Genomic DNA, 26,080 nt, shown 5'->3' on the forward strand with positions numbered 1-26,080 from the left:
CGCCTATGGACTGGTTGGCTTCATACTCCTTTATCCAGCCGAGCATATACCTAGCGTAATGTCGTTTTTTGTTTGGCTAGTCCCAGAGGGCGGTGCTCCGGGGACGGTTGCTGCCATATTGTTATTATCATTTTTGGGGTGGGGCTGCCTCCTTTCGTGCTTTATCTACTTCAAGCATGGTAAGTCTGGCCCTAACCCATCATTCAAGCGGGACTGGCTAAAGCCAGCCCCTTAATTCAAACGTTAGGCATAAGTGGAAAAGATTGAAATCTTTGAGCCGATTGATGCACGAGGGAATCAAATTTACATTGGTTCCCGCGTTCGAATAATTGCTATTCCAGATTTTTCATGGGTACAACAACCTGAGATTAGAGCGGAACGAGAGCGTGTCTTTAAACACTTGTTGGGGCAGTGCAAAAAAGTGGATGGTTTTGACAAATATGGCTTTGTAGGTATGACTTTCAAGATTCGTAAGGGTATAGATGCAGGCTTTCATTTCGTAGGGCTTGAGCCACATTTTCTTTTGGTTCAGAAAGTTGGTCCCAGCCTAACCCATCATTCAAGCGGGACGCCTAACGGCGCCCCTTAATTCAAACGTTAGCCATATGACACCTGAACAACTAGAAGCTCGAACAAAAAGACTTATTAGTGCTGCAAAGGCATTGTTGTCATTGCAAGTTGGTTTAGCAGTAGGTGCAAGCAGAGTTCAAGGCATTTTGTCATTACTGGGTGTTGAAATGGCGCAAAAACACAAAATCTTTGCAGAGTTTATTTCTGCTATTCCTGCGGAGCTTCCAATTGGTAGTGCACGGTTATTATGGGAGCCTAAAGCAATGCTTAAAAATGATTTTAAATTAGCTAGAATTGAAAACGATTACCGTGCCGCAGTGCTTGAAGAGTGCGTTAAAATTATTCAAGCTTACGGGCTAACCCATCATTAAAGCGGGACGCCTAACGGCGCCCCTTATGTCAAACGTTAGGCATTCCAAATGGATAATGATGCAATCACCGACATTGGAATTGACGATAAAGGTCGGCTCTACGTGATGCCGCTGACTAAGACATTTCCATATATCTACCGCGAAGCAATGGAGGTCGGTTGGGACGATGAAGGCCGTTATCTATTTGCTCCGCCCCCACCTCGAGCGCAACTAGCTACGCCAATTTGGTGGTTTCAGAGAATTCTCGGTGCCGCAAAAGAGCAAGACTGTGAACTACGCATTAAACCTGAAACAAAATGGCATAACGTCTCTGTGGAGCTAAAGAATGAAATCATTTCTACTATGGTGAGCACTCATGCCTAACCCATCATTCAAGCAGGACGCGGTAAAGCGCGCCTCTTAATTCAAACGTTAGGTATTAAGAATATGAACACATCCATAACAAGTCTTATCATTTTACTTATTGCAGGCTTTTTAATTTACTCTCGTATTGGCACGTCTGCTGAACTTAGCCTTGACGGGCAAGTGATTCAACAACTCAAAAAAGCTGGCTCAAATATCAGCAAGCCCCACGACATTGAGTTCTTTTTTTACTTCCCTACGTTGGAAGCTGCGGAGAGAATTGCCACGATGCTAAAATCAGAAGGTTTTTCGGCAAAAGCCGAGCAAGCGGCAAAAGGAAATGACTTTGTCGTCCTAGCCACAAAATCAATGGTTCCTAGTGATGCTGAGCTTACGGCTCTAAGGAAAAAATTTAATGCCATGTCAGCTACTGAAAAAGGTGAATATGATGGTTGGGGTTCACCAGTAGTCAAATGAAAATACCTAACCCATCATTCAAGCGGGACCAGCTAAAGCTGGCCCCTTAATTCAATCGTTAGGCATAAATGCATTTCAAAGAGGCTGACTATCGCTCAACACCCTTAAGGACTCTTTGCACAACCTCAACGAATGCAATTAATGAGTTAATAGCGTTTTCAAAAGCAGGTGTTTTGGATGGAGTTACTGCAAAAGAGTATGCCGAGTATTTTTATGGGGCAGTTTTAGTTGCTTGCCAAGCGTATGCTGTAGGCACAGTTAGTGATGTAAATGATATTCAAAAATCTAATCACAAAAAACTAGATCTCTACAAATATAAAGAAACTGAATACCACCAATACTCATATATAGAATTAATTAACGCCCTTGCTAATTATTTCAAACATCATGAAGAGTGGGATAACTGGCCTCTTAACGAAACAACTAAGACTTTGCGCTCTTACGGTATAAACGAAAATACAGAATTTCCACTAGGGGCTGGTATTGAAGCTCTTGTTGGAGAATCAGAAGAACTCCGTGGGCTATGTTCCATTTTAGAAAACTGGCGTTTTTCTTTACTAAATATCAGGCCAAAAATGCCTAACCCATCATTCAAGCGGGACGCGCTAAAGCGCGCCCCTTAATTCAAACGATAGGCGGTCGCTTCGCGACCGCCTATCGGGGCGCGAGTTATCTCAACTTCGGGATGGTCGCTCCGCGACCCCTATCCCTTCGTTGATTCGAACACCGCTTCGCGGCTTGCGCCCACTCAATATTAAATCTATGCTACGCATATCTTTAATTATTCGGGGTGTCGCATAACTCGCGCCCCGTTGGGCATCATGAGCGACGACCGCGACTTTATCTCACTTGAATCATTCCTTACTTCGGTGCCAGCCATTGCACCGCCATTTAGTCATGGACATGACCAAGATGGTCTATGGTGGGTAAAGTTTTCAATTGATATTAACAACTCATTGGCTTGGCATGTTGTTCAAGAGTTCGGACATGTACTTAACTACCTCTCATTAAATGAAAGGTTACCAACCACATTCAAACCAGTATCGCCACCGCCTTATATGAACGGCGGCCCAAGCGAATATCTCTCATGGGTAATTGAGTGTTCAAATAAAGAGTTCAAGCCAGGCACTGTTGCAAAATGGCTTGAGGGGCGCTTTCCACAGCCAGTAAGTGATTTAACTCAGTGGGCAAAAGAGTAATGCCCAACCCATCCATCAAGCGGGACGCGCTAAAGCGCGCCCCTTATGTCAAACGTTAGGGGAATATGAGAACGGTTACATGCGAGAGTTGTAAATTCCAAATAGCGGAATCTGATAAGTCTTGGGATACTGCGAGGCAATATAACATTTGCCCTAATTGCAAAAGAGCACTAAATTATTTCACCCACCCAGATAACATCGTAAAAACAAAGCGTTTTAATCCCTCTTTACGTCCATCACGTAACACTTTTATCACTTTTGCATTTGCTGGGCCACTTATAGGTGCGTTTCCTTTTTTGCTAATGTCGCTCGGAGCTGGACAAGGGGCTTTCGTTATTATTATATTTGCTTACTTAGTTGGAGTGCTTCCAGCCAGTTTGGCTGGATTAATATTTAACTCAATAATGAATAACCCTAGTCAATCAAAACATTATCAGGGACTACTTTATGGGGCAATGTCGGGACTTATTGGCGTATTGCCTTTAGCTCTTATTTTCGGCACTATGCAGTCTTTCGTGGCTACAAGTGCCTTTTGTTTCCTGGGATTACTATCTGGTGGTGTTTGTGGTCACATTTCAAAGCCCTAACCCATCATTCAAGCGGGACGCCTAACGGCGCCCCTTAATTCAAACGTTAGAGCGCACAACAATGTATCTTCCTGCAGTCCTTGTACTAACCCTCACAAGCAGCATCGCCTTCGCCCAAGTGCCGACGGATCCGTCATGCCAGCTCTCGATTGAACGACCGATTGCGTTTCAATCTGCCACGTCACAAGACAGGGTTACCGTAGCAATCGGCCCAGGCCCTTGTCACTCGGCCACTTTGAAACTCACGATAAGAACCAATAATGGCAAAGTGCTATACGCCTACAAAGCACCCTTTAAGCAACACGTTGCCGTGCAATGGGATGATCCCGATCTGCCCGCTTTAGCGAGGCAGTTCGCCACTGAGGCAGCCGAAAAGGGGCTCGTGGCAAAAACAGACCTACCGAAACTGGTCTCACGGAAGCAACTCACTGATGAGAATCCATTTGAACTCATAGTTTCAAAACAAACTTATTTACGTTTTTTGGATACTGGACAACCCATCTTTCATCACGCAACGTACTACGAGGGAGGGCGCTTCCTTGCTTACGATCTGGAAGCCAAGAAGGTGTTCATTGTGATTCAATGGGGTCTCTAAAATGCGCGCTAACCCATCATTCAAGCGGGACTGGCTAAAGCCAGCCCCTTAATTCAAACGTTAGGTTTAATGTGTATTGGTTGAGAAAGTATCTAGTTGCATTACTTCCCGCTATTATCACAGTGGCTGGCTGGCAGTCTGCTATTTGGGCTTATGGTCACTTCGGTTGCCAAGGTAATCTGAAAAACCTTCAACCATGCTTTGCTGGCTCTCTTAACATTCTTCCATTTCTTGGTTTTGGTTTGTTTTGGTGCCAACTCTTAATGTTTGTTGCTTTACCTTTATCTTTTTGGTTAGTTATTAAGGTGGTTGCAAAACAATATGGGCTTCCAAATGCTCAAAGTTAAACCTAACCCATCAGTCAAGCGGGACTGGCGAAAAAGTGCTTTTATGAAATGTTTATTAATAACGAGGGTTGAGCCACCATTGTCGCCAGCCCCTTACTTCAAACGTTAGCCGTACAAGGAACTGAAAATGCGTCTCCTCCTTTTACTTGCTCTTTCCTTTTCTTCGTGCGCCTTTGCTCATGATGATTTCCCTACAGAGAGGCAAATCATCGAGTGGTTGAAGAAAGGAGCAGACCAGGCAGAACTCTATTCGCACGACAAAGCCGATATCAGAACGATATATCTGCGAAACCATGAGAAGGCCTATCTAGTGCCGGTTGCACTGCGCAATGAGGGGCGCAATGGAATGTTTCGAACTGCGCTGATTAGACCCACCATTCAGGAAGCGCGCGTACTTCCGAGCTACGTGAAAAGCGCAGAAGCTATCTATGACCTTAATGATGAGAAGACCTCTGAGTTGGTGGTATCCGAAATCTACTCCGGTCAAGGAACAATGGAAGGTACTAAAGCATTGGTCAGCCTTGACGGTTGGAAGCCTGTTGTACTTTTAGAAAGGAAAGAAAGGTCAAGCAGCGGAGAATACAGAGCTGATGATCGTCGCTACTATGACGATCAGTGCATTTGGGAATTCAAAAAATCCGACAAAAATATCAGCCTCGAATTATTCGAACAATGCACAAGTACTAAGGGCGGAGTACCTACCATGACTAATAAGATAGCCAAGCGTTTTCGCCTCAGGGGTGGCACGCTCCAAGAAGTAACAGATGGGTCGTCAGGCGCAAAGTGAGCGCACGGCTAACCCATCATTCAAGCGGGACTGGCTAAAGCCAGCCCCTTAATTCAAACGTTAGGTTTATATGGCAATAGAAGATGCTATAGCTGTTTTTGTAGGTGATACTCTCTCTAAAGTAGTAAACTCAACGCTCAAAAGCATGGGTTACTCTGAGTTAGAGTCAGAGAAAATCCAAACCATTTGTATGTGGTTTTTTATCTTTGTATTTGTTGGCTTTTTAATTGCTCTCACGGTAATTTACAGTTAATTATGCTAGTTACAAACCTAACCCATCATTCAAGCGGGACGCCTAACGGCGCCCCTTAATTAAAACGTTAGCCATAGGAGATTAAATTGACAGTTAGAGGACTTTTATTTCGTTTCTTTGTAGGTTATTTGGTTTTGTTAATTGTTGCTGGCCTGACACTAAGTCATTTCGGCATTAAAGGTGGTAGCTGGGTAAATACAGGCATACTTATTGGCCTTATTTTCTGGGTATGTATGTCGTTTGGGCAAAAAAATGGACGTTATTTTACAAAGAGCGAAAAGACCACAACAGTTCTTGGTATTATCGCCATTGATTTGTTACTACAATTCCTTCTGTCACTTGCAGCTATATCAGGTTCAAACTTAAATGTTGGGGCTGGTTCATTAGTCTTTGCTCTTATCTTTGTAGGTTTATTGCATTCGGTATTAATTTACTATTTTGTTGGCTCATGTGAGAAACATCTTATAAAACAAAACATAATAAGTGGCTAACCCATCATTCAAGCGGGACTGGCTAAAGCCAGCCCCTTAACTCAAACGTTAGAGCAAAAGAGATTATTAAATGGAAGCACCACAAAAAGAAAACATCAACTTTAGCGTTTACATGCACTTTGCTTTTCGGGTTTTAGCTCTCGGTTCATTAATTAGCATTATTCCATTGGTTTTTGTAAACCTCCCATTAAGGGTAGCTTTCCTTGGTTTCCCCACATTCTTCTACGTGTTAATTATGTTTTTTCTAAATATTGCAGCTTTTGTTGTATGTTTCGCATTTGCTAGCAAACTCATTTTATCTTGGGGTGTTAAAGAACATGCGTTCACTATTACTAAAAATTAGCTCATGCTCTAACCCATCATTCAAGCGGGACGCCTAACGGCGCCCCTTAATTCAAACGTTAGGTATGAAATTACAACATTTTAATATTTATAAAAAGTTGCCTCGATTAGATTCAAGAATAATTCTGATATCAGAGTTATGCGAATCAGTTGATGATGAAATTTTTATAGATAGCATTGCACAAAAAGTTATTAGTAAGTATGGATGTGATATTCATACTACTGATGATTTAATTCTTAGAGATAAATTATTAATTGAGGATTTGAAGTCCACGGATAATTACTTAATATTTTTAGCTTCAAATCGATCTGAACAAGATATAAATGATAGTTACTGGGATAGTGAGCTGGAACTGAAAGACCTCATATTTCTTGGCTGGACAATCAACAGTAACAGTGATGGTGAAGGAGATGACGCTGCGACTGATGGTATTTTCCCAGTTATATTTAATGACCTTCTAGCTGATGAAACTCAAATGTTGAAAATAATAGATGAGGGTTCGTTAAACGAATGGGGTTTAATCAAAGATGAACTTATCTGTAATAAATATCTTGAAACTAACAATAACGAGGTAAAGCACTTTATTGCTAAAGACGATGGGACTCATCAGGAATTAAATATAGATTGGTATGCTTTAGGAGTTTATTGCGATGAATATACTTACGATAAACTGAGAACTCTGAAGTTTACTCAGCAATACAATAACCTAACCCATCATTCAAGCGGGACGCCTAACGGCGCCCCTTAATTCAAACGTTAGGCGCAAATCAATGAACCGCATCGTGAAAGCATTCCTTGTTGTGCCGCTGGTTCCTTCGGTGCTCTTCGCCGCTGCCGCCTCCATTCTTGGGCTTGTTTCGAGTGGTTTCTCTCTATTGCCAGCAGTCGTTTATTCGTTTCCCATTTGGCTCATGTTCGCCTTGCCTGTTGCATACGGGGCATCGGTCATCTTCGGCATTCCCGCATTTCTAATTTTTCGGCGGCTCGGTTGGTTATCTCAGTCTGGGCTGTTGGTGGGTGCATCTGGCATCGGCTTTCTTATAGGTTGCGTTATCGCTTATGCTTTCGCGTCGGGTGAGCCACTGGGGTTTGTTCTTACGGCGCTCACTTTCACTGTATTTGGTGCGGTGTCGGGCTATGTGTTCTGGTGGTTTGTCAGCCATGCGTCTAACCCATCATTTAAGCGGGACGCCTAACGGCGCCCCTTAATTCAAACGTTAGACCTTTTACAACAACTTCAAAGCTACATAATAAGAAAAGGAAAGCAGCATGGCAAAAAAAGTAATCATTCAACATCCAATTAATGGCCTCACTAGGAATGGCTACTTTGGATATAGTTGGACATATCTCTTTTTTGGGTGGTTAGTGCCTTTATTTAGGGGCGAGCTAGGCGTTGCTGCCCTGCATATGTTGTTTACGCTGTTCACTTTTGGTTTATGGCAACTGATTGTTTCCTTTTTGTACAATAAACAGTACATGACGAGAATGTTAGAAAAAGGCTATGTGTTAAAAGATTCTGAGCAAACAATGGCTGAAGCCAGAGCAAGCCTGAATATTGCACAAGTGTAATTTTTATCACCAACTTACCCACTAAGAGAGCATTAGTGACTCGCTTAGTGGGTTGCATAAAACCACATCAGCGCAACTAAGTCATTGTGAACTCACAAAACTTAGGTAAAATCTCACTTCTATTCAATTGATGTTAGCGCTCATGTTTGTTCACCCCCAGTTTGACCCTATTGCGATTCACCTTGGTACTTTTGGCATCCATTGGTATGGCTTAATGTATTTGCTTGGTTTCCTAGCATTCTTAGCTTTAGGCAGATACCAAATCAACCATAGAAAATGGCATGGCTGGACCATGCAAATGCTTGATGACGCACTATTTTTTGGTGCATTAGGTGTGATCATTGGTGGGCGACTAGGCTATGTGCTGTTTTATCAATTCAGCTATTTTTCTAGCCATCCCACAGAGATTTTTGCAGTGTGGCAAGGCGGCATGAGCTTTCATGGTGGTTTCTTAGGGGTGCTTGTGGCCATGTGGCTTTTTGGCAGAAAGTACCCACAAAACTGGCTAAAAATCATGGATTTTGTTGCGCCATTAGTCCCAATTGGTTTGGGTGCTGGCCGTATGGGTAATTTCATCAATGCAGAATTGTGGGGCAGAGTCACCAACGCACCATTTGGCATGATTTTCCCTAAAGTGGACACAGCATTACGCCACCCATCACAGTTATATGAATTTGCACTTGAAGGCGTGCTGCTGTTCTTAATCCTATGGATATATGCCGCGAAACCACGTGCAACAGGCACTATTTCGGCTTTATTCTTAATCGGTTACGGTAGCTTTAGATTTATTGTGGAATTCACACGTGAGCCAGATGATTACTTAGGTTTACTCTCTATGGGCTTAAGTATGGGTCAATGGCTAAGCTTGCCGATGATTTTAATTGGCGTGGTGATGTTTGCCTTGTGCAATAAAAAACGTGGTTTTTAGTACAGGCGGCACAGTAGCAACCTGATTCAACTATCTTAGCTGTATGGTGTACCTACAATCTGTTTCTAGGTACACCTACTGGCTAGCCCCTCTCCCAACCTTCAGTTAACAATTGTTAACTTGGCGCAGCGAATCATTAGGCTTATTATCTGACGGGTTATTGATCTGTTAATGTAAGGAGCCCTATGATTAAGAAACTTCTAAAACTTGTGTTTTTTAGAAACCATCAAACGGCTAAGTCGCGTCAGGCAAATCCAGCGTTTATCAGCACCCACAACAGCCATTCAAAGTCTGATTTTGAAGTAACTGAGTTAAGTTATGATGAGTATGTGGAATATGCAGGCCCAGAACGCAGAGTGGTGATGGCAGAGGTACATGAGGAGCGCAGGCGAGTTCAGTGAGCACCCACTTAGCCTAGCCCATAGGCCTAAACGCTTTTAAAACTGGTTTACTCGGTGATTTGCTTTATGCCTAGTGACTTCACTAGGCCTTAGTTTTGCGTGCTTGGTCGTTTGCCCGTGGGTGCGAGCGCGCCACAACTTAAATGAGCTGAGCTTTAAGCGAGCGCGCATCAATTTAATCACGCCATCCTGCTTTAGGCCGAACTGATAGGCGATTGCTTCAAACGGGGTACGGTCTTCCCACGCCATTTCTATTACTCGAGAGACTTGCGCTTCATCTAACGGCTGTGAGCTAACCGAGTTTAGCAGCATCGGTTAATACCTTTCCATTTGCTATCTTGCCATAGTTTAAAGAACTCTTTGCGCGAGAGTGCCGGTGGTGCATCTACTGTGGCTTGATGAAACTCGGCATGATGTTTCAAGTATTGCTCATAAGCATCGTCGCCTGACACATGCCGCACATAGCACCAAAATTTCTTTAACATCCTGAACATACCAATCTCCTACTACTAATCACGCACCCAGTTTTCAACTAGGCGACTTGGTTCGTGCGGCACTTCTGATAACTGCAATACCGGCTTGCCACTCAAGTAGCGCAGGCATAATCGCACCATATCCAGTATTACCACCCATAGCACCACCACAAAAAACATGGTGAGGTAGGCATCTAAATGCTGGTTAAATATCAATTGCGGTGCAACGCTTACTTTATCGGCGGGTAATGTCCCTGCCGCCAATTTTGTAGCCATGTCATTCGCCGCAGCAAAGAAACCCACCCGCACATCAGCACTGAAAATCTTCTCATAAGCAGCAGAGGTGGTAATGGTTACCAACCAGACCAGTGGTAAACCTGTTACCCACGCATATTTCAACTTACCAGACTTCACTAGAATGCCTGTTGCTACACATAAGGCAATGGCCGCAAGCATTTGGTTCGCAATGCCAAATAGCGGCCATAAAATATTAACGCCGCCATTCGGGTCTATCACGCCTATATACAAGAAGTAACCCCAGCCTGCCACTACAATACTGCTAGTTAATATTACCGAAGGCGTATATGAAGTTTCACCCAGTTTTTTGTTAAAGTTGCCCAATAAGTCTTGCAACATAAAACGGCCGACCCGTGTGCCTGCATCCAGCGTGGTCAGTATAAATATCGCCTCAAACATAATGGCAAAATGGTACCAAAGGGCTAATAACTCTTTGCCGAAAGCACTGCCAAAAATACTTGCCATACCCACCGCCAAGCTAGGTGCACCGCCAGTACGCGAGAACAAGGTGGATTCACCCATATCAGTAGCCAGCTGCTGCATTTGCTCTACCGTCACCGCAAAGCCCCAGCTATTAATTTTAGCGATGGCATCTACAGCTTCTTTACCTACCACACCCGCAGGGCTATTGATGGCAAAGAACACACCGGGCTCCAGCACGGTTGCAGCAATCATCGCCATGATGGCGACAAAGCTTTCTAGCAACATGCCACCATAGCCAATCATGCGGATATCACGCTCATTACCTAGCAACTTTGGCGTGGTGCCAGATGCGATTAAGGCATGAAAACCTGAAATAGCACCGCAAGCAATGGTGATAAAAACAAAAGGGAACAGCTTACCGCCAAAAATCGGCCCTGTACCATCAACAAACTGGGTCACAGCAGGCATATGCATATCTGGACGCAATATCACGATGGCAATCGCCAGCAACATAATGGTGCCAAGTTTCATGAAGGTAGAAAGATAATCACGTGGTGCCAAGAGCAGCCATACTGGCAAAACTGCCGCCGCAAAACCATACAGAATAATACCGTAAGCTAAAGGCAAACCGTCATGGTCAAATAGCGAACGCAATGTTTCGTGATGATCCACCCAGCCACCCAACACTACTGAGAGCAATAATAAAACCACGCCAATAATAGAAGCTTCTAATACGCGGCCGGGGCGAATATTACGCATATAAACCCCGACAATCATCGCAATCGGGATTGTTGCAGCCACGGTTGAGGTTGCCCAAGGGCTATGCTTCATGGCATTAACCACCACCAACCCCAACACGGCAATTAAGATAATCATGATGAGAAACGTGCCGATAAGTGCTGCGCTACCACCGACCACGCCGATTTCATCTCGCGCCATCTGCCCTAGGCTACGTCCATTGCGACGCGTAGAGAAAAACAGCGTGACCATATCCTGCACTGCACCGCCCAATACCGCACCAATTAAAATCCATAATGTGCCTGGCAAATAACCAAACTGCGCCGCTAATGTAGGCCCGATCAAAGGCCCGGGGCCTGCAATTGCGGCAAAGTGATGGCCAAACACCACCCATTTATTAGTAGGCACAAAATCTCGACCATTATCCAGCCGCTCTGCTGGCGTGGCACGGGTTTCGTCTATGACCAACACCTTCGCGGCAATCCATGCTGCATAAAAACGATAAGCAATCGCATAAACACACACAGCAGCAGTAATTAACCATAATGCATTAATGCTTTCGCCGCGGTTCAGCGCTATGCCAGCGACAGCAAATACACCCAGCGATGCAACGGCAATCCAAAGCATGGTTTTGATATTTTTGTTCATGTAATTTATGCGTTTTGAGTTAAATGATAGAAATTGCCCATAGTATAAATCACACAGACACATCCCTACTATCTGAAATTTTGGAACTGGTTGTTTTAACTGAATTTTATCAACAATAAGTTGCGTATCAAAGTGCTTTGGCTACAAGCGAGCGATGCATATAACCGCCATGTCGATTTTACTTATCGGCATGTAATACGCAAAAAATTAAAACAACCACCATCCCAACCACATCACAGACACCTGAAGCACAAGACCCAAGGTCACCTGCTGAAAAAATGCCCTTCCACCTGTCACCAAAGCAGTAATCGCCTTAGAAATAGCATTAGTTGAAACAGCTACCAGAATTGCCACTGCGGCATTAGCAGGCGTGATTTTAATTGTGGAGGCTAAAGAGGCAACTGAAATAGTAGAAGCGTGTACATCTGCCAAGCCAGCAACGCCAGAAGCCACCACCAGACCCGCTTGACCAAACCACACCTTAAGCGCAGCCGAAGCGACCAGCACCACCGCAATCACCAAAGCTAAAGTCAGCGCTGTTTTGACACTAAATGATCTGCTAGGCTTACCTAGCTCAGGCGTGTGATGATGAAATGAATTTAATGTCACCACCAGCCCATATATCCCGATGGACAAGCCACCAAACAACAAAGGTATTTTTAATTCATGCAAGGTTAATGGGTGAATTGCTGTCAACAACATCACCAGCTGTAATACTGTTGATAAACTGGATAACGTTGCACCAGCTACCGCCGTCCCCATTAGCTCTGGTGTTTTTTTTACACGTGCGCCCATCGCGCCAATCGTGGCGATACTGGAAATAAACCCAGAGACTAACCCCACCAGCGGCAGACCAGTGCGGCTGCCAAGTAACCTTAGCGCTAAATGCCCCAGTGCGCCAATAAACATGACCAATATCACAATCAACCATAAGTTACGGGGGTTAATCGCATCAAAAGGGCCTATCAACTCATTGGGCACCAGCGGCAATACAATCAAGGTGGCGGCAGCCAGAATCAAAAAATCAATCATCTCATCCTTGGTCACCACACCCCGCACAAAGCCATGTATCGGTTGTTTTGCAGCAAGCAATATCGCGGCAGCCACGGCCAAACTAGCAGCCATAGAAGCGCTAGTCATGGCTAATCCGCCCAAAATCACAGTAAAAATAAGACTGATTTCTGTGGTTAGCCCCGGGTCGTCATCTTTTCTTGAGTAATAAGCAGTTGCGACAAAAATGGTGACACAAATAATGGAGACAACGAGTAACCAGAAGTTAATCGAGGTGCTCACCGCACCAAGCAAAGATGCAATGGTAAAGGTACGCACACCGGCAATCGTGCTATCACCACCGCTGCCCTTACTACGCTCACGCTCGGCGCCAATCAGCAAGCCTATGCCCAAAGCAACCGCTAAATTTAACCAGTGCGCAGCATTAATCAACATACACTTTTCCTATTTACTATTTTTAGCTTTTATTTACAACAAACCACGCTCAGCGAACGACAGCGTTTGATTGCCCGCCACAATAAAATGATCTAGCACGCGGACATCTACCAAAGCCAAGGCTTGCTTCAATTGCTGCGTTAACAACTCGTCTGCCGCGCTTTGCTGTACAGCACCTGATGGATGATTATGCGCCAAAATAACACTGGCAGCATTATGATGAATCGCACGCTTGACAACCTCTCTAGGATAGACGCTAGTTTGAGTCAGTGTACCGCTAAATAGCTCTTCTGCTGCATGCAGACGATTTTGCGCATCCAAGAACAGCACCATAAACACCTCACGTGTCAGCGCGCCTAATTTAAGCACTAAATAATCGCGCACCTGTTGCGGTGATTGAAACACATCGCGCTGTTGCAATTGCTCATTTAATGCACGACGGCTCATTTCAAAAATTGCCTGCAATTGCACATACTTGCTGCTGCCAATACCATGCACTTGGCTCAAGGCCTGCTCACTTGCCGCAAAAATACCATTCAGGCTACCAAACTGGCTAAGCAAATCACGCGCTAAATCCACCGCGCTCTTGCCAACCACGCCTACGCGCAAGAAAATTGCCAACAATTCAGCATCAGATAACGCCTCTGCGCCTAGCTCGATTAACTTCTCCCTTGGGCGCTCGCTTGCAGGCCAATCAGTAATTGCCACTCCCCACCCCTTTCAATGTTTTCACACCTCAGTTACAACCACACACACCTAATAAGCCCCAAACCTATCCTAGTTTCAATCACGTATTGATAATTTGGCGCATGGCCAATAGCGCCTATTTTAGCCAGCCAATTTCACGCGCAGTTTCCTCACCAATCAGTGTGTGCTTCAAACTTTTAGGAATATCAGCTTCGGCAGTATTTTGTGGCACACGCCCACCCATCAGCTCAGCAAAATTCTGTGGGTATAGCGGCATCTTATGTGGCTCAGCATAGCCATCAGGATAAATGGGCAAGTTATTATGCAAATCGTATTTATCTGTCGCATTCAAGGTATGCAACAACTCATGGGCAGTGACTACCAAGTTCTTTTTGGCATATACCGCGCTACCAAACAAATTGACACGTCCGATTCGCCCTTTATTAAGCGCGGTAGAGTGACCTAACATTGAGGTGGTGTTAGGGTCGTGATACAGCAAATATAAACGTATATCAGGCTTAATATTGACCTTAGGGCTATTTTGCCAGGCAAACCATCTGAACTTTAAGCTCCATAGCATCGTACTTAATATGCTGCCGTTTCTAGGTGGCTCTGGCGGCAGCTCATCCACCACCGCCCCTAGCTGCACCTCTATCGGGCGCCGCAAACCTAATTGATAAGACGAGGCCTCTTCTGCAAAATACTCAGCCATTGGCTCAAAATCTTCACGACTCAAAGTCCGCAAGTAAGCACTAACTTCTTCGCTGCCATCCGCATTAATTGGATAAACAGCAACATAAAGATTATGCTTCCAAGCCAAATCCGCTTTATCCAGCCACAGTTCTTGCAGTGCTGTTGCTAAAATTAACAACAGAATAATGATTCTGAATTTACGCCACATTGTGTATTAGCCACATGATTATTATTGATTTTTGTTACATCCACTATAAAACATTTTCTTTAGTTTAGATGAAGCATAAAGAATATTTTATACAAAACAATGTTCGTATTAGAATGAATGACTTACATGAATGACCAGCATTATGCAAAATAAAAAATCTATCGTATTGGGAATCACCGGCGGAATCGCCGCTTATAAAGCGGCCGAGCTCGTGCGCCTATTGGTAAAGAATGATATTGAAGTACAGGTTGTGATGACGCAGGCTGCCTGCCAATTTATTACACCGGTCACAATGCAGGCGCTTTCTGGCAAACCGGTATTTACCGACATGTGGGATGCATCCATCCCTAACGGCATGCCCCACATTGAACTAAGCCGTGCAGCTGACGCAATTGTGATCGCCCCAGCGAGTGCAGACTTCATTGCTAAACTCGTGCAGGGTCGTGCGGACGATTTACTATCTACCTTATGCTTGGCCAGAGACTGTGATTTATTGGTTGCACCTGCCATGAATAAACAAATGTGGGAGAACCCTGCCACTCAGCGCAATATTACGCAATTGATGCAAGACGGTATCAGCATCCTTGGACCAGATAGTGGCGAGCAAGCATGTGGTGAAGTTGGCTTAGGCCGCATGTTAGAAGCAGAAGATTTGCTTGCCTTAATTGAAGCGCACTTTCAACCCAAGCTGCTCAAAGGTAAAAAAATACTGATTACTGCAGGCGCTACCTTAGAAATGATAGACCCAGTGCGCGCCATCACTAATTTAAGCTCCGGAAAAATGGGCTACGCCATCGCACAAGCCGCCTATGAAATGGGCGCAGATGTCACGCTGGTAAGCGGCGCAACTGCGCTAAACCCGCCTAATGGTGTGCGCAACATCCCGGCCACCTCAGCAGCAGCAATGTACCAAAGCGTGATGCAAAACATCGCCAACCAAGACATTTTCATTGGCGTCGCCGCCGTTGCAGATTACAGCCCCGCCCTCGCACAAGAGCAAAAAATTAAAAAAAGTGATCAGTCACTATCATTGGAGCTGTTACGCAACAGGGATATCATCGCAGAAGTGGCCAGCCTACCCAACCCACCTTTCTGTGTAGGCTTTGCGGCTGAAACTGAAAGTCTGCTGGAATATGCAGAAGCAAAGCGGCTAAAGAAAAAACTACCGCTTATTGTGGCTAACCTTACTAGCGAGGCCATGGGTAGCGATAACAACAAAGTATTCTTGCTAGATAAAGATGGCACACACCCACTTGATCCAGCGGCTAAAATTCAAGTTGCCAGGTCGATATTAGTGCATGTGGCAACCATGCTCTAAATTACACCATCCTTAATAAAACTAAGATTAATCACCCCTAACCCACCGCTATGTTTGATATAAATCAAACATAGCTAAGAGCATCCGGCAACTCATGAAAATCCTGATTCCTTGACGTGGTTTAAGCACTAAAATCGCAGCAAATAATTACTAACAGATTTAAAAAACTTCTAAGGCAACATATGTCATACACCACCACATTTCAATACAGCGCGCTCACGCTTGCCGTGCTCAGCACCTTTAGCATCTCGCAACAAGCGCAGGCAGAAACAACTGAAAAAATCGTCACAGCCCCAGTAGTCGTTACCGCAACACGCGTAGAACAAAACAGCTTCGACCTACCGGTAGCGATTGATGTAGTTGAAAGCAAAGACATCCAAAACGGCCAACTGCAAATGACGCTTTCCGAAAGCCTAATTCGCGTTCCGGGCATTACTGCACAAAACAGAACACAATCGGCACAAGATCCACAAATATCCAGCCGAGGCTTTGGCTCCCGCTCAAGTTTTGGTGTGCGCGGCGTACGCGTTTATGTAGATGGCATTCCACTCACCATGCCAGATGGCCAAGGCCAGCCCGGTGTAGTAGATTTATCTGCAGTCAAAAGCGTAGAAGTGATGCGCGGCCCATTCTCTGCGCTATACGGAAACTCCTCTGGCGGCGTAATCCAAATGCTGACTAAAGATGCGCCAAAAACACCAGAAGTGGGTGCAACCGTCATGTTTGGTAGCTATGACACTAAACGTAATGTATTAGAAGCATCAGGGCAACTTGAAGGCCTCGAATACATGCTGAACGTATCTAACTTTGAGTCTGATGGCTATCGAGCCAATAGCTCCAGCAACAAACAAATGGCAACGGCCAAATTTAAATTCAATTTGGATGAAGACACCAAAGTCACAGCATTAGTTAACTGGTTTGATCAGGAAGCACAGGATCCATTAGGCCTAGATCGAGCAAGAGCCTTTTCCAGCGCTACGCGAGACAACGTTGTTCCTGCAGCATTATTCGCAAATACAAGCGTCAAACGCGACCATACCCAAGTTGGTTTCAACATAGAACACGCATTCAACTCCAATAACAAAATTAGTTTTATTCCTTATGTTGGCACGCGCCGCAATGCACAAGTACTCACCACCACTGCCACAGCCACGACCTTAACAGGCACCACTGCCCGCTTGAGCCAAATTGAGAGATCTTTTTACGGTGCAGATTTGCGATGGGATAACAATGGCACTTTGGGTAATATGCCTTACAACGTCGCCTTAGGCATAAATTATGGTAAGTCTTCAGACGACAGATTAGACAGGAACATTCTAGTAGCGGGCAATCCTGCAAACACACGAAATAGGGACGAAGAAAACATTTCAAGCAACTTCGACCAGTATCTGCAAGGCCGTCTCAGCTTAACACCCAGCGTCGATCTTCATGCTGGGGTAAGGCACACCAAGATTAAACTTGAAGTTAAGGACAACTTCACTACCACTGGCAGCCCTGGCCAAGGTGACAACAGTGGCTCTGCCGAATATCAAAAGACCACTCCTGTGATTGGGAGCGTTTGGAAAGCTACGGAAGCGTTAAACTTTTACGCTAACTTTGGCAAAGGCTTTGAAACACCAACCTTTATTGAATCTGCTTTTGACAATGTAACTAGTGGCGTAGCAAGTAAACCCAACCTCTCACTCAAGGCCGCAGAAAGCCGCAACATCGAACTAGGTGCAAAAGCATTTATTACCAACGACATTAAAGCTAATCTCACCCTGTTTAAAATAGACACCGACAACGAAATCGTCACCCGACAAACCGTTTCTGGTCGCTCCAGCTATCAAAACGCCGGCCAAACAAAACGCACTGGGATAGAGGCTTCAGTAGATGCTAGTCTAGATAACAACTTTAGTATTTTTGCATCTTATACTTTGCTTAATGCCAAATTTGACGACCCATTCGTTACCGTCATTAATGCTGGAGGCGCAACAGGCACCGTGCATTCAGGTAACCGTATTCCTGGCACATATAAATCACAAGTATACGGTGAAGTAGCATGGAAATACCCAACACTTGGCTTCTTCTCGGCATTAGAAGGCCGGCATAGTAGTGAAGTATATGTAAACGACATCAATACAGACCAAGCACCTTCCTACACAATATTCAATATACGGGCTGGTTTCGAACAAAACCTTAATAGCTGGCGACTTAAAGAGTACGTGCGAATTGAAAACATCACAGACAAAGATTATATCGGCGCTGTGCGTGTCAATGATGGTAACGGCCTGTACTTTGAACCAGCAGCGGGTAGAAACTATATATTAGGCCTAAGCGCTCAATACAAATTCTAAAGACACAACCATACAACCAAAGCCGGCAATCATATTAATTAGCCGGCTTTTTTATTAACCATATTTAGTGTTTAATACAAACCTGAGCCAACCACTATAAAAATACAAACATTATGTCCATACTCATTGATCTAAAAATCCTAGACGATCGTTTACGTAGCCAGTTCCCTACCTACGCTACGCCAGGCTCTGCAGGCCTAGATTTGCGCGCCTGTATTGAATCTCCCATCACCTTGCAGCCAGGGGAAACTACTCTCATCCCTACAGGCATGGCGATTCATATCGACAACACCTATTATGCCGCACTTATTTTACCGCGCTCTGGGCTCGGCCATAAGCATGGCATTGTACTGGGCAACCTGGTTGGGCTAATTGATTCAGACTATCAAGGGCAACTGATGGTATCCTGCTGGAATCGCGGCAATACAGCGTTTGAGTTAAATCCGTTGGAGCGAATCGCACAATTGGTCATCGTACCGGTCATGCAGGCTGAGTTCCATGTAGTAGACGATTTTGATACCTCAGAACGCGGCGAAGGCGGCTTTGGCAGCACCGGAAAACACTAACGAAAAATAATATGTGAATTTACTGAAAAGAAACACATATTTAGCTTGAAACAAATAAAGAATGTGTACTATAATCACGCTCTTTCTCAAAAATAGAGTTCTTGGAGATAACCATGGCACGTGTATGTCAGGTAACAGGCAAAAAGCCAATGGTGGGTAACAATGTTTCTCACGCACAAAACAAAACAAAACGTCGTTTTTTACCTAATTTGCAAAACCGCAAATTCTGGGTTGAGAGCGAAAACCGCTGGGTAAGCATGCGTATTACTAACGCTGCGCTACGTACTATCGACAAAAACGGTATTGATGCTGTTTTAGCTGATATGCGTGCTGCTGGCGAAAAGATTTAAGCTGCTAACTTAACTTAGCAAATAAAGGAAAGTAAAATGCGCGAAAAAATCAAACTAGAGTCAAGTGCTGGTACAGGTCACTTCTATACCACTACTAAAAACAAACGTACAATGCCAGGCAAATTAGAAATCAAAAAATTTGACCCAGTTGTACGCAAGCACGTTATGTACAAAGAAACAAAATTGAAATAATTCGTTATTTCAGCAATAAAAAAGCTCACTATATGTGAGCTTTTTTATTGCCTAATGTTTTATTGCTTAAAGAATATTTCCTTACTCCAAGACTTTAGGCTGCGGATGGTGCATAGCCATGCACCCAATCTACCGCTAACCACCTAATACGCGCACTTCTCTCTGTGGGTAAGGGATAGATATATCATGCGCCTTAAACAAGCGCCAAATCGCCATAAACAGATCCGACTGCAAGCTAGAGGTGCCCTCTTCCGCATCATGAATCCATACTGTCAATCGCACATCAATACCGCTCTCAGCAAAACCGGTGACAACTGAGCCAGGCGCCGGTGTAACCAGCACCCTAGGGTGATCTTCTGCCGCTTTAATCAGCAACTGCAACACTAATTCCAAATCACTCTCATAGCCGACCTGCACAGCCACCTGCACTCTGGTATTTCTATCCATGCCGGAATGGTTAATCACAGGATTGATAATCAAGGTTTCATTAGGAATAATCACCTCAGTACCATCCAACTTCTTCAGTACCAGATAGCGTGTACGTAAATCTTTAATAATTCCATAATGCACGTCAATAGTCACAATGTCGCCAATGCTAATAGATTTATCCATCAGCAAAATAAAGCCACTTACATAATTACTGGCGATACGCTGCAAACCAAAGCCCAGCCCCACGCCTAATGCACCGCCAAATACGGAAATTAAAGTTAAATCTAAGCCAACAGCAGAAAGCCCAATCAGTACGGCAATAAACAGCAAGCAAATGCGCACCACTTTAGCCAACATCACACGGGTATTAGCATTGAGCTGCGCCACCTGCATCAGTTTATTTTCAATAACGCGACTTAGCCACATTGCTACAAAAACTGTAATCAATATGGTGAGCAAGCCCTGCAGTAAAAGTAATAAATTAACGGGGTTTTTACCGATCTTGAATTTGACTGCCTCTAGCGTCTCCAACATCTCAGGCAAGATACCACTTAAATGCAATGCCAACACCAGCCAAATCATCGTGGCAAGCGTGTGCTCTATCGTTTTAAGTACGCCACCTGGCGCGATAATATAGCGCATGGCATACACCACTAGGCGCACCGCAGCCATCGCCAAAAGCAAATTACTGGCAAGGTGAAGCATAGTCGTATGTTGCCAGTGTCCTAATACCCATTTTGAGAATAAAACGATACTAAGGGTGGATAACGGAAACAGCAAGCGATTGAATGTGCCTATGCCTATTTTCCAACTCTCAGGCGCATGACTCATCACGTAGGCACGTATAGCACCATTAATCATCCAGGCAATCGCACAAGCCATCACAATCACACCAATTTGCCAGCCGGCGACAGGCGTTCCAATATCAGCCAATATTTCTTGCCATATCAAATCGATGCGATTACTCATGTTTGCTAAACCTAGAAATTAAATCAAAAATCTATATCAAGAATATAGTTGCCAATCCTAAAAAGATAAAGAAACCGCCACTATCCGTCATCGCGGTAATCAGCACGCTGGAACCTACCGCAGGGTCACGGCCTATCTTATTCATCATTAATGGGATTACAACGCCCATCAACGCAGCCAATAACAGATTTAGCGTCATTGCAGACATCATGACCAAACCTAATGGATAACTACCATACAGTGCGTACGCTACGGCACCAATCACACCACCCCAGAGCAAGCCATTTAATAAGGCAACGCCTAGCTCTTTAGTAATCAGTGATTTCATATTATGCGAGGCAACCTGACCCAAAGCCAAACCACGCACTATCATGGTCGTGGTTTGATTCCCGGAATTTCCGCCCACACCAGCCACAATAGGCATCAGTGCAGCCAAAGCAACTATCTTCTCAATTGACCCTTCAAATAAACCAATTACGCGTGATGCAATTAATGCAGTAATTAAATTAATCGCTAGCCAAGCCCACCTGTTTTGCACAGATTTCCATACAGAAGCAAAGAAGTCTTCCTCTTCGCGCAAGCCGGCCATAGAAAGCATATCGCTCTCAGCCTCTTCACGGATCAAGTCCATCACCGCATCCACAGTCACACGCCCAACTAGCTTGCCACTTTCATCCACTACAGGCGCAGTCACCAGGTCGTAACGTTCAAACGCCTTTGCTGCGTCATCTGCAATATCTTCCGGATGAAATATCACAGCATCTTCAGACATGACATCAGCTACTTTTGCGTCTAAATCGCTCACCACTAAGCGCTTCAATGGCAACACCCCGTGCAGCACATCATGCCGATCCACAACAAACAATTTATCGGTATGATCAGGCAAGGTACCTAAACGACGCATATAACGCAATGCGACCTCTAAAGTAATATCCTCACGGATCGTGACGATATCAAAGTCCATGATTGAACCAACAGCATCATCAGAATAAGACAAAGCAGATTGCAAGCGGGCACGATTCTGCGCGTCTAGGCTATCTAGCAAGTCCTGTAACACGTCCTTAGGCAAGTCTGGAGCTAGGTCAGCCAACTCATCGGTATCAAGCTGTTCAGCGGCTGCTAGCAACTCATCAGAGTCCATGTCTGCAATCAGCGTTTGCCGTACTGCGTCAGACACTTCAAGCAAGATTTCACCGTCTCGGTCAGCCTTTACCAACTCCCAGACATCTAAACGTTGCTCTAAAGGTAAAGCCTCAAGAATATAAGCAACATCTGCCGGGTGTAACAGCTCTAGTTTCTTCTGGAGTTCGTTCAGGTTTTGTTTATGGACCAAAGACTCAATCAGCTCATGATTAGACATCTCTTGGTTATGCACCATATTTTCAATTAAGCGATGCTTTTCAAGAAGCGAAATAACCTGTTGCAGGCTCTCGCTTAAACTCTCTTTGGTTTCTTGAATGTCTGCCATAATGACCCAATACTATTTTCATTTAGTTACTACGCCATTATGATTTATTTTTTATTAAAAATAGAATCATTCAGCAAAAAATCTGCGTTAGACCGCATTGCACAATGCTGTAAACAACATCACAATAGGAACCACACCCAACATGTTAACGCTCACACTTTACACCACATCGCACTGCCATCTATGTGAAGAAGCTGAAGCGATGCTAATCAGCATAGCAAATGATCATGACATTACTTGGCGCTCGATTGAAATTGCAGAGAATAATCAATTACTAGAATCTTATGGCACAACGATTCCAGTAATCCAAGTAAATGGTTCAAACACTGAGATTAAATGGCCATTTAGTGCAGAACAGATATTAGCGTTAATTCAAGCAGGCACACTATCAAAATAGAGGCTACACAGCATCAATACAACACATACGCTTAAAACTAAAAAACCAGCAATCTAGCTGGTTTTTTAGTTTTTATAACAACTGAAACGACCTACTCAGTTACTACTGCTTCCGTTGATGGATCTGGACGATCAACCAACTCAACAAGTGCCATAGGTGCATTATCACCATTACGGAAACCACATTTCAAGATACGTAAGTAACCACCATTACGTGTGAGGTAACGTGGACCTAACTCAGCAAACAATTTACCTACGATGTCACGATCACGTAAACGATCGAAAGCAAGACGGCGGTTAGCCAAAGTTGCAGTTTTACTAAGCGTAATTAACGGCTCTGCAAACTTACGCAACTCTTTTGCCTTTGGCAAAGTAGTTTTGATGATTTCATGACGCAACAAAGATGTTGTCATGTTACGGAACATTGCAGCACGATGACTGCTTGTACGATTTAATTTACGATTGCTATTACCGTGACGCATAGTAATTCCTTAAGTTTTCTATATCTTCAATATCAGCTTGTATTAAGCTTTTTCTAAACCAACCGGTGGCCAGTTTTCTAATTTCATACCCAATGTCAGGCCACGAGTAGCCAAAACATCTTTAATTTCATTCAATGATTTACGGCCAAGATTAGGAGCCTTTAACAACTCATTCTCTGTACGTTGAATCAAATCACCGATGTAAAATATATTTTCTGCTTTTAGGCAGTTAGCTGAACGTACAGTCAACTCTAAATCATCAACTGGGCGCAATAACACAGGATCAACTTGTGGAGCTGATTTAACTTCAACTTCACTAGGTGCACCTTCTAAATCAGCAAATACAGATAACTGACCCATTAAGATACGAGCAGCATCACGAATTGCTTGTTCAGGCTCAATAACACCATTTGTTTCTACATCCATAACCAACTTGTCTAAGTCAGTACGTTGCTCAACACGAGCACTATCAACATAGTAACTAACTTTATTGATCGGGCTAAATGATGCATCAACCATGATAAAACCTAGAACACGGTCTTCATTATTAGATTTCTGACGAACTGGAACAGGTTGATAACCGCGACCGATTTCAACTTTAACTTCCAAGTTCAATTTGCCGCCTTTAGTCAAGTGAGCAATCACATGATCAGGGTTAACAATTTCAGCATCATGACCAGTTTCAAAATCAGCTGCAGTAACAACACCTTCAACAGATTTATTCAATTTCAGGATAGTCTCTGATTTTGAGTTCAATTTCAGAGCTACACCTTTAAGGTTAAGCAAGATATCAACAACATCTTCTTGAACGCCATCTAAAGTAGAGTACTCATGCACTACACCATCAATTTTAACTTCAGTAATTGCGAAGCCTGGAATTGATGAAAGCAAAACGCGACGTAATGCATTACCAAGCGTGTAACCAAAACCACGCTCCATTGGCTCTAAAGTAACACGTGCGCGTAATGGAGATAACACCTCAACATCAACAACGCGAGGCTTTAAATACTCGGTAGGACTGTTTTGCATAGTTATACCTTTAATTTTTTAATATGCTCGTTACTACTATGAACAACGAGTGATTAATTAGCTAACCCCAGGGCTAACTAATTAATCTAATCAGAACTTAATTACTTAGAGTAAAGCTCAACTACCAATGATTCATTGATGGTTGGTGGCAATTCATCGCGTTGTGGTTTAGCTTTAAAAGTACCTTTCAAAGCTTTCACATCGACTTCTAGCCACTCTGGGAAACCACGTTGTTCAGCAGCTTCTAATGCACCTTTAATACGCAATTGCGCTTTTGATGCTTCAGCAACGCTGATAACGTCACCAGCTTTAACTTGGTATGAAGGAATGTTAACGCGCTTGCCATTTACCAAAATGCTGTTATGGCGAACGATTTGACGTGCTTCAGTACGTGAACCACCTAGACCCATTCTGTAAGTAACGTTATCTAAACGGCACTCTAACAGTTGTAACAAGTTTTCACCTGTAATGCCTTTTAGGCGATCAGCTTCAGCGTAGTAGCTACGGAATTGAGCTTCTAATACGCCGTAAATACGACGGACTTTTTGTTTTTCACGCAATTGAACACCGTAGTCAGACAAACGTTGGTTACGACGTTGACCGTGCTGACCTGGTGGGAAGTTACGTTTTTCAATTGCACATTTATCAGTAAAGCATTTTTCAGCTTTTAAAAATAACTTTTCGCCTTCGCGACGGCACTGACGGCATTTAGGATCTAAATTTCTAGCCAAGATAGTTCTCCAGTAATCTTTTTCGCTTAGATGCGACGTTTTTTAGGTGGACGGCAACCGTTATGCGGCACTGGCGTCACATCAGTAATGCTGGTAATTTTAAAACCAGCTGCATTAAGTGCGCGCACAGCAGATTCACGACCTGGACCTGGGCCTTTAATACGCACTTCTAAATTCTTTACACCATTCTCTTGCGCTGATTTACCAGCAACTTCAGCTGCAACCTGTGCTGCAAAAGGGGTACTTTTACGTGAACCTTTAAAACCCTGACCACCAGAAGTAGCCCATGACAAAGCATTGCCTTGACGGTCTGTAATGGTGATGATGGTATTGTTAAAAGATGCATGCACGTGGGCGATACCCTCTGCAATATTCTTTTTAACTTTTTTTCTTACGCGTACATTAGCTTTTGCCATGTTGCATTTTCCTTACCAATAAATCTAACTTAAATTGTAAACTTCTAATCGTTTAGTCTACTAAAGCGCTTAATTAACAAAGCGCTTTATAGCCACGGATTACTTAGACTGCTTAATTGCCTTAATCGGGCCTTTACGAGTACGCGCATTTGTCTTAGTGCGCTGACCACGAACTGGCAATCCACGACGATGACGGACACCTCTGTAGCATCCTAAATCCATCAAGCGTTTAATATTCATTGACACTTCACGACGTAAGTCACCTTCAACTTTAAACTTCGCTACTTCATCACGTAACTTTTCAACATCTGCATCATTCAGATCTTTAATTTTCGCAGTTGCTAAAACACCTGCAGCAACGCAAATCTTTTGTGCAGTGTTACGTCCAATACCGTAAATTGCTGTTAAAGCAATTTCAGTGTGTTTGTTATTCGGGATATTTACCCCTGCAATACGCGCCATACTTTACTCCAAATTAGGCCTTACTGATTCACTTGCTTCAAAAAAGCCGATGATTTTAACAGG

The 26,080-nt window shown here is 43.9% G+C and carries 36 protein-coding genes; 23 read left to right on the plus strand and 13 right to left on the minus strand.

Annotated features, from left to right (window positions below; translation table 11 throughout):
* Positions 1-253 precede the first annotated feature (253 nt).
* The 17 genes from ACSSU7_RS07645 (at position 254) to ACSSU7_RS07725 (ending at position 9,260) form a co-directional block, all read left to right on the plus strand.
* Positions 254-589, plus strand: a complete 336-nt coding sequence (locus tag ACSSU7_RS07645; RefSeq protein ID WP_492515960.1) for a hypothetical protein — start codon at positions 254-256, stop codon at positions 587-589.
* A gap of 16 nt (positions 590-605) precedes the next feature.
* Positions 606-941, plus strand: a complete 336-nt coding sequence (locus tag ACSSU7_RS07650) for a hypothetical protein (RefSeq protein WP_492515961.1) — start codon at positions 606-608, stop codon at positions 939-941.
* A 48-nt stretch (positions 942-989) separates the two neighbouring features.
* Positions 990-1,304, plus strand: a complete 315-nt coding sequence (locus tag ACSSU7_RS07655; RefSeq protein WP_492515962.1) for a hypothetical protein — start codon at positions 990-992, stop codon at positions 1,302-1,304.
* A 63-nt stretch (positions 1,305-1,367) separates the two neighbouring features.
* The gene (locus ACSSU7_RS07660; RefSeq protein WP_492515963.1) at positions 1,368-1,760 is read left to right on the plus strand and encodes a ribonuclease E inhibitor RraB; all 393 of its coding nucleotides are present in this window, start codon (positions 1,368-1,370) and stop codon (positions 1,758-1,760) included.
* A gap of 68 nt (positions 1,761-1,828) precedes the next feature.
* A complete protein-coding gene (locus ACSSU7_RS07665; RefSeq protein ID WP_492515964.1) occupies positions 1,829-2,383 on the plus strand; it encodes a hypothetical protein in 555 nt (184 codons plus the stop codon).
* Positions 2,384-2,581: 198 nt separating this feature from the next.
* Positions 2,582-2,959: a hypothetical protein gene (locus tag ACSSU7_RS07670; protein WP_492515965.1), complete on the plus strand. Its 378-nt coding sequence runs from the start codon at positions 2,582-2,584 to the stop codon at positions 2,957-2,959.
* 648 nt (positions 2,960-3,607) lie between these two features.
* On the plus strand, positions 3,608-4,141 hold the full coding sequence (locus ACSSU7_RS07675; protein ID WP_492515966.1) for a hypothetical protein: 534 nt from the start codon (positions 3,608-3,610) through the stop codon (positions 4,139-4,141).
* 71 nt (positions 4,142-4,212) lie between these two features.
* Entirely contained in the window at positions 4,213-4,488 is a 276-nt protein-coding gene (locus ACSSU7_RS07680) for a hypothetical protein (protein ID WP_492515967.1), read from the plus strand.
* Between the two features lie 127 nt (positions 4,489-4,615).
* Entirely contained in the window at positions 4,616-5,275 is a 660-nt protein-coding gene (locus tag ACSSU7_RS07685; protein WP_492515968.1) for a hypothetical protein, read from the plus strand.
* A gap of 70 nt (positions 5,276-5,345) precedes the next feature.
* Positions 5,346-5,528: a hypothetical protein gene (locus ACSSU7_RS07690; RefSeq protein ID WP_492515969.1), complete on the plus strand. Its 183-nt coding sequence runs from the start codon at positions 5,346-5,348 to the stop codon at positions 5,526-5,528.
* Positions 5,529-5,614: 86 nt separating this feature from the next.
* Entirely contained in the window at positions 5,615-6,019 is a 405-nt protein-coding gene (locus ACSSU7_RS07695) for an ABZJ_00895 family protein (protein WP_492515970.1), read from the plus strand.
* Between the two features lie 70 nt (positions 6,020-6,089).
* Complete coding sequence (locus ACSSU7_RS07700; protein ID WP_492515971.1) at positions 6,090-6,362, plus strand: hypothetical protein; 273 nt, start codon at positions 6,090-6,092, stop codon at positions 6,360-6,362.
* A 64-nt stretch (positions 6,363-6,426) separates the two neighbouring features.
* Complete coding sequence (locus ACSSU7_RS07705) at positions 6,427-7,110, plus strand: hypothetical protein (RefSeq protein ID WP_492515972.1); 684 nt, start codon at positions 6,427-6,429, stop codon at positions 7,108-7,110.
* Between the two features lie 22 nt (positions 7,111-7,132).
* A complete protein-coding gene (locus tag ACSSU7_RS07710; protein WP_492515973.1) occupies positions 7,133-7,558 on the plus strand; it encodes a hypothetical protein in 426 nt (141 codons plus the stop codon).
* 73 nt (positions 7,559-7,631) lie between these two features.
* A complete protein-coding gene (locus tag ACSSU7_RS07715) occupies positions 7,632-7,931 on the plus strand; it encodes a hypothetical protein (RefSeq protein ID WP_492515974.1) in 300 nt (99 codons plus the stop codon).
* A 142-nt stretch (positions 7,932-8,073) separates the two neighbouring features.
* Complete coding sequence (gene lgt / locus ACSSU7_RS07720) at positions 8,074-8,859, plus strand: prolipoprotein diacylglyceryl transferase (RefSeq protein ID WP_492515975.1); 786 nt, start codon at positions 8,074-8,076, stop codon at positions 8,857-8,859.
* Between the two features lie 185 nt (positions 8,860-9,044).
* Positions 9,045-9,260: a hypothetical protein gene (locus tag ACSSU7_RS07725; protein ID WP_492515976.1), complete on the plus strand. Its 216-nt coding sequence runs from the start codon at positions 9,045-9,047 to the stop codon at positions 9,258-9,260.
* 36 nt (positions 9,261-9,296) lie between these two features.
* Here the strand turns inward: ACSSU7_RS07725 and ACSSU7_RS07730 are convergent, their stop codons facing one another.
* From ACSSU7_RS07730 to ACSSU7_RS07755, 6 genes are all read right to left on the minus strand, one after another.
* On the minus strand, positions 9,297-9,572 hold the full coding sequence (locus ACSSU7_RS07730; protein WP_492515977.1) for a TIGR03643 family protein: 276 nt from the start codon (positions 9,570-9,572) through the stop codon (positions 9,297-9,299).
* Positions 9,563-9,754, minus strand: a complete 192-nt coding sequence (locus ACSSU7_RS07735; RefSeq protein ID WP_492515978.1) for a CstA-like transporter-associated (seleno)protein — start codon at positions 9,752-9,754, stop codon at positions 9,563-9,565. The genes ACSSU7_RS07730 and ACSSU7_RS07735 overlap by 10 nt, the downstream gene beginning before the upstream one ends.
* Positions 9,755-9,769: 15 nt before the next feature.
* The gene (locus ACSSU7_RS07740; RefSeq protein WP_492515979.1) at positions 9,770-11,839 is read right to left on the minus strand and encodes a carbon starvation CstA family protein; all 2,070 of its coding nucleotides are present in this window, start codon (positions 11,837-11,839) and stop codon (positions 9,770-9,772) included.
* A gap of 207 nt (positions 11,840-12,046) precedes the next feature.
* Positions 12,047-13,285, minus strand: a complete 1,239-nt coding sequence (locus ACSSU7_RS07745) for an MgtC/SapB family protein (RefSeq protein WP_492515980.1) — start codon at positions 13,283-13,285, stop codon at positions 12,047-12,049.
* Between the two features lie 33 nt (positions 13,286-13,318).
* Positions 13,319-13,993: a RadC family protein gene (gene radC / locus ACSSU7_RS07750; protein WP_492515981.1), complete on the minus strand. Its 675-nt coding sequence runs from the start codon at positions 13,991-13,993 to the stop codon at positions 13,319-13,321.
* A 115-nt stretch (positions 13,994-14,108) separates the two neighbouring features.
* A complete protein-coding gene (locus ACSSU7_RS07755; RefSeq protein WP_492515982.1) occupies positions 14,109-14,873 on the minus strand; it encodes a hypothetical protein in 765 nt (254 codons plus the stop codon).
* 130 nt (positions 14,874-15,003) lie between these two features.
* Here ACSSU7_RS07755 and coaBC point away from each other — a divergent pair, with 130 nt between their 5' ends.
* From coaBC to rpmG, 5 genes are all read left to right on the plus strand, one after another.
* On the plus strand, positions 15,004-16,191 hold the full coding sequence (gene coaBC, locus ACSSU7_RS07760; protein WP_492515983.1) for a bifunctional phosphopantothenoylcysteine decarboxylase/phosphopantothenate--cysteine ligase CoaBC: 1,188 nt from the start codon (positions 15,004-15,006) through the stop codon (positions 16,189-16,191).
* 182 nt (positions 16,192-16,373) lie between these two features.
* Entirely contained in the window at positions 16,374-18,527 is a 2,154-nt protein-coding gene (locus ACSSU7_RS07765; RefSeq protein ID WP_492515984.1) for a TonB-dependent receptor family protein, read from the plus strand.
* A 113-nt stretch (positions 18,528-18,640) separates the two neighbouring features.
* A complete protein-coding gene (gene dut / locus ACSSU7_RS07770) occupies positions 18,641-19,093 on the plus strand; it encodes a dUTP diphosphatase (protein ID WP_492515985.1) in 453 nt (150 codons plus the stop codon).
* A 113-nt stretch (positions 19,094-19,206) separates the two neighbouring features.
* A complete protein-coding gene (gene rpmB, locus ACSSU7_RS07775; protein WP_015831325.1) occupies positions 19,207-19,443 on the plus strand; it encodes a 50S ribosomal protein L28 in 237 nt (78 codons plus the stop codon).
* A gap of 36 nt (positions 19,444-19,479) precedes the next feature.
* The gene (gene rpmG / locus ACSSU7_RS07780; RefSeq protein ID WP_015831324.1) at positions 19,480-19,635 is read left to right on the plus strand and encodes a 50S ribosomal protein L33; all 156 of its coding nucleotides are present in this window, start codon (positions 19,480-19,482) and stop codon (positions 19,633-19,635) included.
* 135 nt (positions 19,636-19,770) lie between these two features.
* On the opposite strand, the gene ACSSU7_RS07785 is transcribed toward rpmG, so the two are convergent.
* Positions 19,771-21,033: a mechanosensitive ion channel family protein gene (locus ACSSU7_RS07785; protein ID WP_492515986.1), complete on the minus strand. Its 1,263-nt coding sequence runs from the start codon at positions 21,031-21,033 to the stop codon at positions 19,771-19,773.
* 31 nt (positions 21,034-21,064) lie between these two features.
* On the minus strand, positions 21,065-22,501 hold the full coding sequence (gene mgtE / locus ACSSU7_RS07790) for a magnesium transporter (protein ID WP_492515987.1): 1,437 nt from the start codon (positions 22,499-22,501) through the stop codon (positions 21,065-21,067).
* A 142-nt stretch (positions 22,502-22,643) separates the two neighbouring features.
* Here mgtE and ACSSU7_RS07795 point away from each other — a divergent pair, with 142 nt between their 5' ends.
* Positions 22,644-22,898, plus strand: a complete 255-nt coding sequence (locus tag ACSSU7_RS07795; RefSeq protein WP_492515988.1) for a glutaredoxin family protein — start codon at positions 22,644-22,646, stop codon at positions 22,896-22,898.
* Positions 22,899-22,989: 91 nt separating this feature from the next.
* Here ACSSU7_RS07795 and rplQ read toward each other — a convergent pair whose 3' ends face one another.
* From rplQ to rpsM, 5 genes are all read right to left on the minus strand, one after another.
* On the minus strand, positions 22,990-23,379 hold the full coding sequence (rplQ, locus tag ACSSU7_RS07800) for a 50S ribosomal protein L17 (RefSeq protein WP_492515989.1): 390 nt from the start codon (positions 23,377-23,379) through the stop codon (positions 22,990-22,992).
* Positions 23,380-23,421: 42 nt separating this feature from the next.
* Positions 23,422-24,408: a DNA-directed RNA polymerase subunit alpha gene (locus ACSSU7_RS07805; RefSeq protein WP_492515990.1), complete on the minus strand. Its 987-nt coding sequence runs from the start codon at positions 24,406-24,408 to the stop codon at positions 23,422-23,424.
* Between the two features lie 101 nt (positions 24,409-24,509).
* Positions 24,510-25,139, minus strand: coding sequence for a 30S ribosomal protein S4 (rpsD, locus tag ACSSU7_RS07810; protein WP_492515991.1), 630 nt, complete (start codon positions 25,137-25,139; stop codon positions 24,510-24,512).
* A gap of 26 nt (positions 25,140-25,165) precedes the next feature.
* Positions 25,166-25,555, minus strand: a complete 390-nt coding sequence (rpsK, locus tag ACSSU7_RS07815) for a 30S ribosomal protein S11 (RefSeq protein WP_013147062.1) — start codon at positions 25,553-25,555, stop codon at positions 25,166-25,168.
* Positions 25,556-25,654: 99 nt separating this feature from the next.
* Positions 25,655-26,017 carry a 30S ribosomal protein S13 gene (gene rpsM / locus ACSSU7_RS07820; protein ID WP_036301936.1) on the minus strand — a complete coding sequence of 121 codons (363 nt, stop codon included), beginning with the start codon at positions 26,015-26,017 and terminating at the stop codon, positions 25,655-25,657.
* Positions 26,018-26,080: the final 63 nt, after the last annotated feature.

The sequence above is a fragment of the Methylotenera sp. E1MeOHC1 genome (genome assembly GCF_058745595.1).

Excerpts from the sequence above, each read along its gene's own strand:
- ACSSU7_RS07650 (WP_492515961.1), top strand. The coding sequence starts at position 606 with ATGACACCTGAACAACTAGAAGCTCGAACAAAAAGACTTATTAGTGCT.
- ACSSU7_RS07655 (WP_492515962.1), top strand. The coding sequence starts at position 990 with ATGGATAATGATGCAATCACCGACATTGGAATTGACGATAAAGGTCGG.
- ACSSU7_RS07660 (WP_492515963.1), top strand. The coding sequence starts at position 1,368 with ATGAACACATCCATAACAAGTCTTATCATTTTACTTATTGCAGGCTTT.
- ACSSU7_RS07665 (WP_492515964.1), top strand. The coding sequence starts at position 1,829 with ATGCATTTCAAAGAGGCTGACTATCGCTCAACACCCTTAAGGACTCTT.
- ACSSU7_RS07670 (WP_492515965.1), top strand. The coding sequence starts at position 2,582 with ATGAGCGACGACCGCGACTTTATCTCACTTGAATCATTCCTTACTTCG.
- ACSSU7_RS07675 (WP_492515966.1), top strand. The coding sequence starts at position 3,608 with ATGTATCTTCCTGCAGTCCTTGTACTAACCCTCACAAGCAGCATCGCC.
- ACSSU7_RS07685 (WP_492515968.1), top strand. The coding sequence starts at position 4,616 with ATGCGTCTCCTCCTTTTACTTGCTCTTTCCTTTTCTTCGTGCGCCTTT.
- ACSSU7_RS07690 (WP_492515969.1), top strand. The coding sequence starts at position 5,346 with ATGGCAATAGAAGATGCTATAGCTGTTTTTGTAGGTGATACTCTCTCT.
- ACSSU7_RS07700 (WP_492515971.1), top strand. The coding sequence starts at position 6,090 with ATGGAAGCACCACAAAAAGAAAACATCAACTTTAGCGTTTACATGCAC.
- ACSSU7_RS07705 (WP_492515972.1), top strand. The coding sequence starts at position 6,427 with ATGAAATTACAACATTTTAATATTTATAAAAAGTTGCCTCGATTAGAT.
- ACSSU7_RS07710 (WP_492515973.1), top strand. The coding sequence starts at position 7,133 with ATGAACCGCATCGTGAAAGCATTCCTTGTTGTGCCGCTGGTTCCTTCG.
- ACSSU7_RS07715 (WP_492515974.1), top strand. The coding sequence starts at position 7,632 with ATGGCAAAAAAAGTAATCATTCAACATCCAATTAATGGCCTCACTAGG.
- lgt (WP_492515975.1), top strand. The coding sequence starts at position 8,074 with ATGTTTGTTCACCCCCAGTTTGACCCTATTGCGATTCACCTTGGTACT.
- ACSSU7_RS07725 (WP_492515976.1), top strand. The coding sequence starts at position 9,045 with ATGATTAAGAAACTTCTAAAACTTGTGTTTTTTAGAAACCATCAAACG.
- ACSSU7_RS07730 (WP_492515977.1), bottom strand. The coding sequence starts at position 9,572 with ATGCTGCTAAACTCGGTTAGCTCACAGCCGTTAGATGAAGCGCAAGTC.
- ACSSU7_RS07735 (WP_492515978.1), bottom strand. The coding sequence starts at position 9,754 with ATGTTCAGGATGTTAAAGAAATTTTGGTGCTATGTGCGGCATGTGTCA.
- ACSSU7_RS07740 (WP_492515979.1), bottom strand. The coding sequence starts at position 11,839 with ATGAACAAAAATATCAAAACCATGCTTTGGATTGCCGTTGCATCGCTG.
- ACSSU7_RS07745 (WP_492515980.1), bottom strand. The coding sequence starts at position 13,285 with ATGTTGATTAATGCTGCGCACTGGTTAAATTTAGCGGTTGCTTTGGGC.
- ACSSU7_RS07755 (WP_492515982.1), bottom strand. The coding sequence starts at position 14,873 with ATGTGGCGTAAATTCAGAATCATTATTCTGTTGTTAATTTTAGCAACA.
- coaBC (WP_492515983.1), top strand. The coding sequence starts at position 15,004 with ATGACCAGCATTATGCAAAATAAAAAATCTATCGTATTGGGAATCACC.
- ACSSU7_RS07765 (WP_492515984.1), top strand. The coding sequence starts at position 16,374 with ATGTCATACACCACCACATTTCAATACAGCGCGCTCACGCTTGCCGTG.
- dut (WP_492515985.1), top strand. The coding sequence starts at position 18,641 with ATGTCCATACTCATTGATCTAAAAATCCTAGACGATCGTTTACGTAGC.
- rpmB (WP_015831325.1), top strand. The coding sequence starts at position 19,207 with ATGGCACGTGTATGTCAGGTAACAGGCAAAAAGCCAATGGTGGGTAAC.
- rpmG (WP_015831324.1), top strand. The coding sequence starts at position 19,480 with ATGCGCGAAAAAATCAAACTAGAGTCAAGTGCTGGTACAGGTCACTTC.
- ACSSU7_RS07785 (WP_492515986.1), bottom strand. The coding sequence starts at position 21,033 with ATGAGTAATCGCATCGATTTGATATGGCAAGAAATATTGGCTGATATT.
- mgtE (WP_492515987.1), bottom strand. The coding sequence starts at position 22,501 with ATGGCAGACATTCAAGAAACCAAAGAGAGTTTAAGCGAGAGCCTGCAA.
- ACSSU7_RS07795 (WP_492515988.1), top strand. The coding sequence starts at position 22,644 with ATGTTAACGCTCACACTTTACACCACATCGCACTGCCATCTATGTGAA.
- rplQ (WP_492515989.1), bottom strand. The coding sequence starts at position 23,379 with ATGCGTCACGGTAATAGCAATCGTAAATTAAATCGTACAAGCAGTCAT.
- ACSSU7_RS07805 (WP_492515990.1), bottom strand. The coding sequence starts at position 24,408 with ATGCAAAACAGTCCTACCGAGTATTTAAAGCCTCGCGTTGTTGATGTT.
- rpsK (WP_013147062.1), bottom strand. The coding sequence starts at position 25,555 with ATGGCAAAAGCTAATGTACGCGTAAGAAAAAAAGTTAAAAAGAATATT.
- rpsM (WP_036301936.1), bottom strand. The coding sequence starts at position 26,017 with ATGGCGCGTATTGCAGGGGTAAATATCCCGAATAACAAACACACTGAA.